Raw genomic sequence first — 13928 nt, forward strand, 5'->3', positions numbered from 1 at the left:
TATATCAATAATTTAATTGATATCTTTTTTTCTTTTCATCCGCACTAATATTCAGCACAAAACCAATACAGACAGAGAATATCAGTAAACTGGAACCACCCTGACTGATAAACGGAAACGTAATTCCTGTTAAAGGAATAATCCCCGTAATTCCACCTAAATTGATAAACACAGAAATTAAGAATAATGAGCCAATTCCAATACACATCATAGAATTGAATGCATCATTCGAACGAATGCCAATTAATATGATACGAGCAACCATATAAAATAGTAAGCCTAAAATAATGATTGCTACAATGAGACCTAATTCTTCCACAACAATTGAAAATGCAAAATCTGTGTGGGCAAATTTTAGGAACCCTTTTTTTTGTATACTATTACCAAGTCCTCGGCCTAACAATCCACCATTAAACATTGCATAATAACCATGAATTAATTGATGACCATTTCCAAACTCGTCAATGAACGGGTTACGGAAAACTGCAAAACGAGAAATAACATGCGCTGGTAAAAAGTACTTTCCGATAAGATTGACTAAGGTAACAGCTAAAACACTACCCGCAATTCCAATAATACCGGTATATAATGTATAGAGATAATTTACGCCACTACTTAACAACATAATCATCACTAACAATACAATAACTGCTGCATTCCCAAAATCAGGATAAAACAGGATAACAGTAATTTGAAACCCAATAACCGCTAGCAACCCTTTCACACTTGTCCAAAACTCTTCATGAATCATCTGCTGACGCTGTGCTAAATTAGTTGCTAAAAACCAAATTACAATAAATTTTAGAAATTCTACAGGTTGAATGGTTCCCAAACTTCCTAATTTAATCCAGCCATACGCTCCGTTAGTTGCTTCCTTATTAAATAAAAACACTACAAACAACGATACAGTGACCACGGTCATCACTATTTGTAAAAGTTTTTTATTTTTTAAGAAGTCTGTTTTCATTTTGTAAATAACAAAAATAGTGAATAAACTTAACAGCCAAAAAGCAAATTGTAATAATGCTTGGCGGGTTGTATTCAGACCGCTCTCTAACATAACATAGGTTGTTGTACTATAAACCATCATTAATCCAACAACACTTAAAATAAGATATGGAATCAAGATACCTAAGTCTAACAGATGCCGTTTTTTTATCTCTTTAGGCAAGGCCTAAACCTCCTTGCCTATTTCATTTGCTCTGGTTTCCTCATATACTTCATTGTATAGCTGATTCAAATCTTTTTCTAAATCACTCAATAATTGTTGACCTATTTCATTCGATACAATTCCCAAGCGAATAGCGAATGTGACTTGTCTTGACAAACCATACATTTGAGTATCTACAACTTCTTCAAAAGCTTTACATTGAGAAATACATAAGCTATTTTTTTGATTGCGAATTAACATACGAATACGATCGGCTTCTTGTACAAGAACCTCTAGTGCTAGTTCTGGAGAAATAGATCCCATTTTCGCTCCCTCCTATCTTTCGTTTCATTATTATAGCACAACTTTCTATAGAAATGGATGTTTCAAATGATGAAGTTTTAACAAAAAAATGAGAAAAGCGAACAAAAACTTTATAAATCCTATTTTTTTAAGAAGTTCAAACAAAATTCCACTATATTTTTTTTATTTATTCGTTTTTTTATCAGCAGATACTCTCGTTTGTGAAACATATTTAAAATATGAAACATTTAACTCTTCTTAGTTTTACCTGAAGAAAAATGAAACATTGCTAAATCAACCTTTTATTTATTTAATTCTTAAAGTTTCCCACAGATTAAAAAAAAAGCCATCGAAATTCATTCGATGACTTTAAATAAAATAGTTTATTCAGATTTTTTCTTTTTCTTCGCCGCTTTTTCACGTTCATTTTTGTTTAAGATTTGTTTACGTAGACGAATATTTTCTGGTGTTACTTCGCAATACTCATCATCATTCAAGAACTCTAATGACTCTTCCAATGATAAAATACGTGGTTTTTTGATTACTGACGTTTGATCTTTATTCGCTGAACGAACGTTAGTCATTTGTTTTGCTTTTGTAATATTAACTGTCAAATCATTCTCACGAGAGTTTTCCCCAACAATCATACCTTCGTATACTTCTGTTGTTGGTTCAACAAAGACTGTTCCACGTTCTTCAATACTCATAATAGAATAGGTTGTTGCTTTCCCTGTATCAATTGATACCAATGCACCATGATGACGACCACCAATTTGAGTTGGAATCATTGGCAAGTATTGATCGAATGTGTGGTTCATAATTCCATAACCGCGAGTCATTGATAGAAATTCATTTGTATAACCGATTAATCCGCGAGCTGGCGCTAAGAATACAAGTCTTACTTGTCCATTTCCTGTGTTAATCATATCTTGCATTTCTGCTTTACGCATACCTAATGATTCAATAACTGACCCCATATATTCTTCTGGTGTGTCAATTTGCACACGTTCAAATGGTTCACATTTCACACCATCAATTTCACGTTCGATAACTTCAGGGCGTGATACTTGTAATTCGTAGCCTTCGCGACGCATATTTTCAATTAAGATTGATAAATGCAATTCACCACGACCAGAAACTGTCCATGAATCCGGGCCAATTGGTTCAACACGCAAAGATACATCTGTTTGTAGTTCTGACATTAAACGTTCTTCAATTTTACGAGAAGTGATATATTTACCTTCACGACCAGCAAATGGAGAGTTATTTACTAAGAATGTCATTTGTAACGTTGGTTCATCAATATGCAAAATTGGTAATGCATCTTGGTGACTTGCTGGTGTTACTGTTTCCCCAACAAAGATATCTTCCATACCAGAAACGGCAATTAAATCGCCCGCTTGAGCTTCTTGAATTTCAACTTTTTGTAACCCAAAGAAACCAAATAATTTTGTTACACGGAATTGTTTAACAGAACCGTCTAATTTCATTAAGGCTACACTATCACCAACTTTAATTCTTCCACGGAAGACACGACCGATTCCAATACGTCCTACATAATCATTATAGTCTAGTAAAGATACTTGGAATTGTAATGGTTCATCACTATTATCAACTGGAGCAGGGATATTTTCAAGAATAGTGTCAAAAATCGGTGCCATTGTTTTTTCTTGATCTGCTGGATCATCGGATAAACTAGATGTTCCATTCAATGCAGATGCATAAATAACTGGGAAGTCTAATTGATCATCATCTGCACCTAACTCGATAAATAATTCTAATACTTCATCTACTACGTGTTCTGGACGAGCAGAAGGTTTGTCGATTTTATTTACAACAACGATTGGTGTTACACGTTGTTCCAAAGCTTTTTTCAATACGAAACGTGTTTGAGGCATTGTTCCTTCATAAGCATCTACAACTAATACTACACCGTCAACCATTTTCATGATACGCTCAACTTCTCCACCGAAATCCGCATGTCCTGGAGTATCCATAATGTTAACACGAGTTCCTTTATAATCTACAGCAGTATTTTTTGCTAAGATTGTGATTCCGCGTTCTTTTTCAATGGCGTTAGAGTCCATTGCACGTTCTTGTAATTGTGTACGCGCATCCAATGTATCGGATTGTTTTAATAATTCATCTACTAATGTTGTTTTACCGTGGTCGACGTGGGCAATAATAGCTACGTTTCTAATATCATCTCTATGTTTCAATTTTATTTGCTCCTTTTAATTTGGCTTTACACTTGACGAGTAATTATAACAAATAATCTTTCTGAAAACTAGTGAAAAGTTTTCAGTTGAACGATTTTTTTCGAAAAAATGAAAAACTTCAAGGTTAAGGCATCTTACCCCTGAAGTTTTCCTCTTTTAATCATTGACTTGTTGTGATAATGCTAACATTTCTTTATAGGCACTTGGTGTTCCCGCTAAGAATCGTTCTCGTCCGTCTAATTTTAATTTTGCACCTGTAATATGACTCATTTTCATTCCTAATGCTTCGAGTAAAACGCCTCCTGCAGCATAATCCCATGGAGCTAAATTAGACACATAGCCAACTCTTCGGCCTAATACCATCCCCATCAATTCTAGCCCTGCACATCCCGACATTCGTACACCCATTGCTCGGTCACCCATGATTTGCGCATTATGACTATTTCTAGCATACATGGCTGCATTCATCCCTAATAATCCGTCTTTTAACGAAACATCCGCTGGTTGAGGTACACGTTCCTCGTTTAAGAAAACACCAATATCGCGTCCTCCCCACAAAAGCTGCTCTTTCATCACATCATAAATAAAACCTAAGACTCCCTGACCTTCTTCATAAACAGCTAACATAATACAAAAGTTTTCACGTTCCAAAACAAAATTCATCGTACCGTCAACCGGATCAATAATATACACTCGACTATTCCATTGCGCCACTTGATTTTGTCCATTTTCTTCACCTAAAATTTTCGCTTGTGGGTCAAACCTTAAGATATTTTGCGAAAAATATTCTTGTACCATTTTGTCAACATTGGTCACTAAATCTTTACGATCACTTTTTGTATCCACTGTTAACTGGTTATCTGAAAGAGCCGCTTTAATCATTGTTCCTGCTTCTAGCATCCAATTTTTGATTTCACTAATTAATATTTGCATGATGTTATCCTTTCATTTTCAATTTACCAGTAGCATTCGTTTTTGCCTCTTGTAATGTTCGATACAAAGAATAACCCGATAATTCTTCAAATTCTCTACCTAAACGACGCTCTTCACCAATACTTCGAACAACAGTTTTAAATGCTTGGTGGTTCTTTAAAAATTTTTCAGTGGGTATTCCTTTTTCATAAGCTTGTTCTAAAGCATCCCACATATTCATGACTAAAACCATTTCATCTGTAGTCCAGTCTAAATTTAAAGGATATTGATACTCTCTCATATAGTTCCCTCACTTTATTCTCTTCTTATTTAGTTTATCATAGATATCTTAGTAGGAAAACAATTCTCTTAAAAATGAAAAAAAGCTGATTTTCTCAGCTTTTAATCTAATTTTTTTAAGGCTTTTTGCGGAACATCTTCTTTAGTCACTTCCTCATATGTTTCAACATGCGCTCCTTTGTTCGTTAATTTCAAGTAACGCCCTACCTTTAGTTCCGAAATGCCATTAAATGCAATTGGCCTCGTTTCTCCCTCTTTATCAACTGCAATTTGTTCATAATAAGCTGTTCCATAATCATTTACGCTATCTGGCTCTTTTGTTTTCACATAAACGTGTCCTTCTTTTATTAATGGGTTTAGTTGATCTAAAATCCCAGCGAATTCGTCTGCAGAATTTTTAGTATAGCATGTCAAAACAAACAATCCTCCAACCATTAATAAAATAACTCCACCGATCCTAACAATTACTTTCATATTCCTTTTCCTCCATCTTTCATCTGTTAACTGTATTTTAATAGAAGAAAAGAAATTATTGTTCAGTCCATAGGCCGAAAAAATACTTACGATTTTGTCACTCAAATCGACGTACAAACACTGTTTTGTGCTAATAGTTCTAATAATCAACATGATCCACCTGTTTATCGTCAATTGTAATTTGAATGACGCTAGGATCTTTCACTTCTAGATTCAGACCACTAGAGTAACACCTCATTCAGTTATTTGGCCAACTAGATATCCGAACAAAAAAAGAGCTGTCACAAAATGACAGCTCTTTTTATGAGTAATTTTAAGCGTGAATTGGTAATCCTAATGCTAATTCTGAAGCATCCATTACAATTTCACCTAATGATGGGTGAGGATGGATAGTCAAAGCGATATCTTCTGCATTCATACCTGATTCAATAGCTAATGCTAATTCTGAAACCATGTCTGATGCACTAATACCAGCAACTTGAGCACCGATTAGAACGTGACCTTCAGTAGTTGCAACTAAACGGATAAATCCTTCAGTTTTGCCTAAAGATAATGCACGACCATTACCAGCAAACGGGAATTTGAATGCTTTAGCATCAATTCCAGCTTCTTTGGCTTCAGCAATTGTCATACCTACTGAAGCTAACTCAGGATCAGTAAAAGCAACAGCTGGCATTGCTTTATAATCAACAGCAACTTTTTTACCTGAAATTGCTTCAGCAGCAATTTTAGCTTCATAACTTGCTTTGTGTGCTAAAGCAGCACCAGGAACGATGTCACCAATAGCATAGATATTTGATACGTTTGTACGACCTTGTGCGTCAACTTTGATTAAGCCGCGTTCACCGATTTCTACACCAGCTTGTTCTAAGCCCATGTCATCAGTATTTGGACGACGACCTACAGTAACCATTACGTAATCAGCAGTGATTTCTGCTTCCTTACCATCTACTGCATATTTAACAGTTACGCTATCACCATTATCAACAGCTTCTTTAGCCATTGCACTAGTAATAACAGTCATACCTTTTTTCTTGAATTCAGCTTCAACAATTTTAACCATATCTTTTTCATAAGTCGGTAAAATTTGTGGTGAACCTTCAAGAATGGTTACATCAGAACCTAAGTTAGCATAAGCGCCACCTAATTCAGCACCGATAACTCCGCCACCGATGATAATCAATTTTTTAGGAACTTCAGTTAATGCTAAACCACCAGTTGAATCGATTACACGTCCAGCGAATTTGAAACCAGGGATTTCAATCGGACGAGAACCAGTTGCTACAATTGCATTTTTAAATTCATACGTTTGTGCAGAATCTGGATGGATAACACGCAAAGTATGGTCATCTACAAAGAAAGCTTCTCCTTCAATGATTTCTACTTTATTTTTTTTCAAAAGCATACTTACGCCAGAAGTTAATTTGTTAACAACTCCGTTTGTTTTCCACTCTTGAGTTTTTGCAAAGTCTAATGTTACTTTTTCTGCAGACACACCAAACATTTCTGAATGTTGTGCTTCTTGATAATGATGTCCAGCAGCGATTAACGCTTTTGAAGGAATACAACCTACGTTTAGACATACGCCCCCAACGTTTTCTCTTTCAATAATCGCTACTTTTTGACCCATTTGAGCAGCACGGATGGCAGCTACATAGCCGCCAGGTCCCGCACCGATTACTACTGTATCTAATTCTAAGGCAAAATCTCCAACTACCATTTGTTTATCATCCTTCCATTAATAGTAACTCTGGATCTGCTAACAAGCGTTTGATGTTATTCATAGCTTGTTGAGCAGTTGCGCCATCAACGATACGGTGGTCGAAGCTTAATGATAATTTCATCATACGACCCACTACGATTTCGCCTTCTGCATTGACAACAGGTTGTTGAGCAATTGTACCTACACCTAAAATTGCTACTTCAGGGTAGTTAATTACTGGTGTGAACCAAGCTCCACCAACTGAACCAATGTTACTGATTGTAACTGTTCCGTTACGCATATCTTCAGCAGCCAATTTACCTTCGTGAGCTAAAGCAGCTTTACCGTTAATTTCATCAGCAATTGCGAATAGACCTTTACGATCCGCATCTTTAACGTTTGGTACGTATAAACCGTTCGCAGTATCTGTAGCAATTCCAATGTTGTAATAGTTTTTGTAAACTACTTCTTGAGAAGCGTCATCAATTGATGCATTCAATACTGGATATTTCTTCATAGTTGCAGTTAGTGCTTTAACAACATATGGTAAGAAAGTTAACTTAGTATTTTGAGCAGCTGCAACATCTTTAAATTTCTTACGTTGATCCCATAAGTTAGAAACTTCTACTTCATCATGTAATGTTACGTGTGGAGCAGTGTGTTTGCTGTTAACCATTGCTTTAGAGATTGCTTTACGCATTGGTGTAAGTTTTTCACGAGTTTCTAGTTCGCCCAAGTTAGATTGGTATGGTTTTGCTGGTGCTGCTTTTTCAGCTTTCGCAGGAGTTGCTGCTGGAGCAGTTTCTGTTGCTGTTTCTGCTGGAGCCACTTGAGAACCACCAGAGATAAAGCTTTGGATATCTTCTTTTGTTACACGGCCACCTTTTCCAGAAGGTGTAACTAAAGTAATATCAACATCATTTTCACGAGCAAATTGACGTACAGATGGCATAGCCAATACGTTTTTACTTGGTTTACCAGTTGGAGCTGCTGCTTCAGCTGGCGCAGATGTAGGAGCTACTGGTGCTGAAGCTGCTGGAGCTGCTGCTGGTGCATCATTATGACCAGGTGCATCAATTTCAACTAATACGTCGCCAACATTTGCTACAACGCCTTCTTCTACAACTACACGTACAACTGTTCCTGTAACTGGTGATGGAATTTCTTCCACTGATTTATCATTTTGTACTTCTAATAAAGTATCGTCTTCATTAATAGTATCGCCAGCTTTTACAAACCATTTAACGATTTCGCCTTCTGCAATTCCTTCACCAATATCTGGTAATTTGAATTGGAATACGCCTTGACCGCCAGCTTCTGGTAATGCTGCTGGAGCTGCTGGTGTTTGTGATTCAGCAGGTGCTGCTGGAGCTTCGTCTTCATAACCTGGTGCGTCAATTTCAACTAATACGTCACCAACGTTTGCTACAACACCTTCTTCTACAAGAATGTTTTTAACTGTTCCTGTAACTGGTGATGGAATTTCTTCCACTGATTTATCATTTTGTACTTCTAATAAAGTATCGTCTTCATTAATAGTATCGCCTGGTTTTACAAACCATTTAACGATTTCGCCTTCTGCAATTCCTTCACCGATATCCGGTAATTTAAATTGAAATGCCATGTTTGATATCTTCCTCTCTTATGATCTTAGAAGTTTGCGATTTCTCTTACTTTTGCTTCAATATCTGATGCATTAGGTAACCAAGCATTTTCAGCTTGACCAAATGGGAATACAGTATCTGGAGCAGATACACGTCCGATTGGAGCTTCTAAAGAAAGGATCGAACGTTCAGAAATTTCAGATACGACTTGAGCAGCCACACCAGCTTGTTTTTGAGCTTCTTGAACAACTACCACACGACCTGTTTTTTCAACAGAAGCAATAATAGTTGCAATATCAAGAGGTGCTACTGTACGCAAGTCAATAATTTCAACACTGATATTTTCTTTTGCTAAATTATCAGCAGCTTTAATTGCTTCACGAACCATTGCGCCATAAGTGATAATAGAAACGTCAGTACCTTCACGAGTTACAGCAGCTTTATCTAATGGAACTGTGTAAGATTCTTCTGGCACTTCTTCACGGAATGAACGGTAAAGTTTCATGTGCTCTAAAAAGACAACTGGGTCATTGCTTCTAATAGCAGAAATTAATAATCCTTTTGCATCGTATGGATTTGATGGAATAACAACACGGATACCAGGTGATTGAGCAATCAATCCTTCCAAGTTATCTGAGTGCAATTCTGGAGTATGAACACCACCACCAAATGGTGAACGGATTGTAATTGGCAAGTTTCTTGTGCCACCCATACGGTAACGAGTACGTGCCATTTGAGCTACAACTTCATCCATTGCTTCAAATACGAAACCGAAGAATTGTAGTTCAGGAACTGGACGATAGCCTTCTAAGGCTAGACCAAACGCTAAACCAGCAATACCTGATTCTGCTAATGGTGTATCGAATACACGATCTTCACCAAATTTTTCTTGTAAGCCTTCAGTTGCACGGAATACTCCACCGTTTTTACCAACGTCTTCACCAAACATCACTACGTTTTCATCGCTGGCTAACTCACAAGCTAGGGCATCAGTGATTGCTTGAATCATTGTTTTTTGTGCCATGATTATTTCGACTCCTTCGCTTCGTAAATTTCAATTTGTTCTTTAATGCTTTGTGGTTGATCTTCAAACATATTTTTCAAGAAATCAGAAACTTTTTGTTTTGGAACTTTATCAGCTTCAGCAATTGCTACTTTGATTTCTTCTTTGGCTGCTTCAATTACTTCTTCTTCTTTAGATTCAGACCATAGTCCTTTTGCTTCTAAATATTTACGGAAACGAACCAATGGATCTTTTGCAGTCCATTCATCATCCATATCTTTTGAACGGTAACGAGTTGGATCATCACCTGATAATGTATGTGGTCCATAACGGTAAGTCAATGTTTCAATCAATACAGGACCGTTACCAGCGATTGACCAATCACGAGCCATTTTAGAAACAGTATAAACTGCTAATGGATCCATACCATCAACTTGAATTCCTGGAATACCTGCTGCTACTGCTTTTTGAGCTAAAGTTGTTGCAGCTGATTGTTTGTCACGAGGTGTAGAAATTGCAAATCCATTATTTTGAATGAAGAAGACTGCGTTTGCTTTATAAGCACCTACAAAGTTAATACCTTCATAGAAGTCACCTTGTGAAGAACCACCGTCACCTGTATAAGTGAATACAACATTTTTCTTACCGCGCATTTTTAGTCCTAAAGCAACACCGGCTGCTTGAACATATTGTGCACCAATAATAATTTGTGGTGGTAAAGCTTTCAATTCTTCTGGGTAGTTGTTACCAGCTACGTGGCCACGAGACCATAAGAATGCTTGAGTTAAAGGTAAACCATGTTGGATTAATTGAGGTACATCACGGTATCCTGGTAATAATACGTCTTCTTTTTCAAAAGCAAAATGACTTGCTAATTGACTTGCTTCTTGTCCAGCTGTTGGAGCAAAGAAACCTAAGCGACCTTGGCGGTTTAAAGCAGTTGAACGTTGGTCAAGAACACGAGACCACACCATACGAGTCATTAATTCAACTAATTCCTCATCACTTAAATCAGGTACTAAAGCTTCGTTTACAATGTTTCCATCTTGGTCTAATGCCTGATAAGTTGGAAATTGAGCATCGACATTTTCTAGCAGTGCTTGAAAGTCAATTGTTTTTTTCTTTGCCATCTTGTCACACTTTCCTCTCTTTGTTAGGTTAATTCTTGTATATGATAGATTGTAACAGCGATTCTCTTCTGTATCACTTGTCGGAATCATTTACAGTTAATAAGCTATCATTTTTACAAGATAAAAACAAGTAAAAAGTTTGCAATTCTTTTATTTTGTTTCTTGTCAATCCTTATTATACTAACTCTTTCTCGTGAAATCAATCACATTCAAGAAAAACCTCATTTAAAAGTAAAGCGTTTCCCTCACGTAACAATCTATATTAGTACAGACTGAAATCACAAGCGAAACAGTTCTAGCAATTCAGAGAAGACATTTAAGAGCTACCTACCTTTACTTAGCGAAACAACAGGCAAAAACATAGGCAATTCCTTATAAATAAATGGCAGGAAAACTCCCTAAAACAAGAGTTTTCCTGCCATTTCAGACAATTTATTTTATAACCATTCTTTTGTTATACGAATATAAAATCGTTTCGCAATTTCTACTGATAAAAGATAAGTTATAGTAATACAGATAAAACCAAGCCAATAGTTAGCTGGTAGGTCAGTAAAATCAAAAAATTCTTTCATAGGGGATAAAACAAGTCCGATACCAGCAAAAATTGCCACTAGACTAGCAATCACGACAGGTATCGAGGCATTGCTTTGAATAAATGGTATTTTTTTCGTTCGCACAATATGCACAACAAGGGTTTGTGTCACTAATCCAACGACAAACCAACCCGTTTGAAAAACAGCTTGCTCTGCTAGGGTATTGGCACCAATAATGTACCACATCATCAAAAATGTTAAAATATCAAAAATGCTACTTACTGGACCAATACATAAAGTAAATTTTAGCAAGCCACCTACTTGCCATTTAACAGGTTTCGCAATCTCTTCCTTATCAACAGCATCCCATGGAATAGTTAATTGCGCCATATCATAAATTAAATTTTGTACTAGCAACTGAATAGAAAGCATTGGTAAAAATGGTAAAAACGCACTCGCAACTAAAATTGAAAATACATTTCCAAAGTTAGAACTAATAGTAATTTTAATGTATTTCATCATATTACTAAATACTTTTCTGCCTTCTACAACACCTTTATCTAATACATTCAAACTTTTCTCTAATAAAATAATTGAACTGGCATCCTTAGTGATATCAGCAGCGGTATCTACAGAAATCCCAACATCTGCCATTCGTAAAGCTGGTGCATCATTAATTCCGTCTCCCATAAAACCAACTGTATGCCCGTCTTCTTGTAAAGCTTGGATGATTCGTGACTTTTGCATAGGGTTTAATTTCGCAAAAAGATTTGTTGTTTCAGCAGCTTTTGCTAATTCTTCCTCGGACATATGATCGATGTCAGCTCCCAATAAGGCATGACTTACTTCGATTCCAACATCACGACAAACTTTTTCTGCCACTACCTCATTGTCGCCTGTTAGAACTTTAACAGTTACGCCATGCTGATGAAGTGACTTGATAGCAGTTGCTGCTGACTCTTTTGCCGGATCAAGAAAGCCCACAAAACCAATCATTGTCATTGCTTGTTCATCAGCTACAGAATAAATTGCATCTTGATGTGCATCCTTTTTTACAGCTACAGTCAATACACGCATTCCTTCTTCGTTTAAACGGCGATTTACCTGACGCAAACGTTCTTTTACTTCATCCGTTAACGGTTGAACTTCATCATTAAGCATGACGTGAGAACAAATTTGTTCCATTTCTTCAACCGCACCTTTTGTTACCATCCATTGATGGTTATCCGCATTAACAACGACAGTTAAACGACGACGAGAAAAATCAAATGGAATTTCATCTATTTTGATTACATCTTTAAATGGGAGTTTTTTTTCTTTTTCTTCAAAATAATTGATAACTGCAATGTCCATTAAGTTCTTCCATCCCGTTTGATAAAAGGAATTTAAAAATGCCATCTCTAAAACGGTTTCGTCAACCTCACCTAAAGGATTTAAATGTTGAACTAATACAACGCGATCTTCGGTAATCGTCCCTGTCTTGTCTGTACACAAAACATCCATGCTGCCTAAATTTTGAATGGAAGGTAATTCCTTAACGATAACTTTTTCCTTAGCTAAAGTCATTGCCCCTTTCGCTAAATTACTTGTAACGATCATAGGTAACATTTCCGGTGTTAAACCTACCGCAACTGCGATAGCAAAGAAAAATGCTGCACTCCAGTCACCTTTTGTTAACCCGTTAATCAGAAAGACAACAGGGAATAATATAAACACCATCCGTAGTAATAATTTACTAATTTGAGTTAATCCTATGTCGAACGCTGTTTTCCCTCGTTGCTTCGTAGCATTTTTTGCAATATCTCCAAAAAATGTATGTTGGCCTGTTTTTAAAATAATTGCTTTTCCTTGACCACTTAAAACGTCCGTTCCCATAAAAACCAAGTTATTCATATCTAAAGCAGAAACTGTTTTCTCTATTGGAATTCCAGCATCTACAAATTTTTCAATCGGCATTGATTCTCCGGTTAGAGAAGATTGATTAACAAATAAATCTTTGGTCCAAATTAATACGGCATCAGCTGGAATCATATCTCCTGTTGCTAATGTGACAACATCTCCTGGTACAACTTCATCCATCGGCAGTTCTTTTGTTTTACCATTACGAGTAACGGCACAAGTATTTTCAATTAATTCCTTTAATTCTAAACTCGCCTTTTGCGAACGGTATTCTTGAATAAAAGAAATCGTGGCACTCGCGGTAATCATAACTGCCATAACAATGGCAGCTTCATAATCTCGTGTTGCAAGAGAGACAATCATCAATAACGCTAGCACTAAAACAAACGGATCACGAAATGCGTGAATAAACATCAACCATGCAGGTGTTGGCTTCTCCGCATCAATTTGATTTAAGCCAAATTCTTCTAAACGTTTTGTGGCATCTTCTGACGATAGACCATTTAAAGAAGTTCGTAATTCCATAAATAACTCTCTATCGGACAATGTTGCTAATTTTTTTAATTCTTGTTCTTTTGTTTGTGGTTGTTTCATCATATTTTCTTCCTCCTAGTTTTGTCTAGGAGCTAATCCTAGACAATTAGTTTTTTAGATTCCTCTTGGGTGCGGGGTGATCCATAATAAACCTTCCTTTCTGTC

The 13928-nt window shown here is 36.5% G+C and carries 11 protein-coding genes; all 11 read right to left on the bottom strand.

All coding sequences use genetic code 11. The annotated features are described in order from the left end of the window. Nucleotides 1–4 precede the first annotated feature (4 nt). Complete coding sequence (locus AC4BC5_RS01050; protein WP_490496335.1) at nt 5–1171, bottom strand: FtsW/RodA/SpoVE family cell cycle protein; 1167 nt, start codon at nt 1169–1171, stop codon at nt 5–7. A 3-nt stretch (nt 1172–1174) separates the two neighbouring features. Then, nucleotides 1175–1474, bottom strand: coding sequence for an Fpa/YlaN family protein (locus AC4BC5_RS01055; protein WP_490496336.1), 300 nt, complete (start codon nt 1472–1474; stop codon nt 1175–1177). Nucleotides 1475–1836: 362 nt separating this feature from the next. Beyond that, a complete protein-coding gene (typA, locus tag AC4BC5_RS01060; RefSeq protein WP_490496337.1) occupies nt 1837–3672 on the bottom strand; it encodes a translational GTPase TypA in 1836 nt (611 codons plus the stop codon). A gap of 156 nt (nt 3673–3828) precedes the next feature. Beyond that, entirely contained in the window at nt 3829–4605 is a 777-nt protein-coding gene (locus AC4BC5_RS01065) for an inositol monophosphatase family protein (protein ID WP_490496338.1), read from the bottom strand. 4 nt (nt 4606–4609) lie between these two features. Continuing rightward, nucleotides 4610–4885, bottom strand: coding sequence for a UPF0223 family protein (locus AC4BC5_RS01070; protein WP_490496339.1), 276 nt, complete (start codon nt 4883–4885; stop codon nt 4610–4612). Between the two features lie 101 nt (nt 4886–4986). After that, a complete protein-coding gene (locus AC4BC5_RS01075) occupies nt 4987–5358 on the bottom strand; it encodes a YxeA family protein (RefSeq protein WP_490496340.1) in 372 nt (123 codons plus the stop codon). A gap of 313 nt (nt 5359–5671) precedes the next feature. Further along, complete coding sequence (gene lpdA, locus AC4BC5_RS01080; protein ID WP_490496341.1) at nt 5672–7078, bottom strand: dihydrolipoyl dehydrogenase; 1407 nt, start codon at nt 7076–7078, stop codon at nt 5672–5674. Nucleotides 7079–7085: 7 nt separating this feature from the next. Then, the gene (locus AC4BC5_RS01085; protein ID WP_490496342.1) at nt 7086–8684 is read right to left on the bottom strand and encodes a dihydrolipoyllysine-residue acetyltransferase; all 1599 of its coding nucleotides are present in this window, start codon (nt 8682–8684) and stop codon (nt 7086–7088) included. A gap of 26 nt (nt 8685–8710) precedes the next feature. Next, nucleotides 8711–9688: an alpha-ketoacid dehydrogenase subunit beta gene (locus tag AC4BC5_RS01090; RefSeq protein ID WP_490496343.1), complete on the bottom strand. Its 978-nt coding sequence runs from the start codon at nt 9686–9688 to the stop codon at nt 8711–8713. A 2-nt stretch (nt 9689–9690) separates the two neighbouring features. Beyond that, nucleotides 9691–10797 (bottom strand): pyruvate dehydrogenase (acetyl-transferring) E1 component subunit alpha, encoded by a 1107-nt coding sequence (gene pdhA / locus AC4BC5_RS01095; RefSeq protein ID WP_490496344.1) that lies wholly within the window; start codon nt 10795–10797, stop codon nt 9691–9693. Between the two features lie 437 nt (nt 10798–11234). Next, nucleotides 11235–13826, bottom strand: coding sequence for a magnesium-translocating P-type ATPase (mgtA, locus tag AC4BC5_RS01100; protein WP_490496345.1), 2592 nt, complete (start codon nt 13824–13826; stop codon nt 11235–11237). Nucleotides 13827–13928: the final 102 nt, after the last annotated feature.

Source organism: Enterococcus sp. AMC2644 (assembly GCF_058216475.1).

Coding starts and splice junctions, on each gene's coding strand:
- AC4BC5_RS01090 (WP_490496343.1), bottom strand. CDS start 9,688: ATGGCACAAAAAACAATGATTCAAGCAATCACTGATGCCCTAGCTTGT.
- lpdA (WP_490496341.1), bottom strand. CDS start 7,078: ATGGTAGTTGGAGATTTTGCCTTAGAATTAGATACAGTAGTAATCGGT.
- AC4BC5_RS01065 (WP_490496338.1), bottom strand. CDS start 4,605: ATGCAAATATTAATTAGTGAAATCAAAAATTGGATGCTAGAAGCAGGA.
- AC4BC5_RS01070 (WP_490496339.1), bottom strand. CDS start 4,885: ATGAGAGAGTATCAATATCCTTTAAATTTAGACTGGACTACAGATGAA.
- AC4BC5_RS01085 (WP_490496342.1), bottom strand. CDS start 8,684: ATGGCATTTCAATTTAAATTACCGGATATCGGTGAAGGAATTGCAGAA.
- AC4BC5_RS01075 (WP_490496340.1), bottom strand. CDS start 5,358: ATGAAAGTAATTGTTAGGATCGGTGGAGTTATTTTATTAATGGTTGGA.
- AC4BC5_RS01055 (WP_490496336.1), bottom strand. CDS start 1,474: ATGGGATCTATTTCTCCAGAACTAGCACTAGAGGTTCTTGTACAAGAA.
- mgtA (WP_490496345.1), bottom strand. CDS start 13,826: ATGATGAAACAACCACAAACAAAAGAACAAGAATTAAAAAAATTAGCA.
- pdhA (WP_490496344.1), bottom strand. CDS start 10,797: ATGGCAAAGAAAAAAACAATTGACTTTCAAGCACTGCTAGAAAATGTC.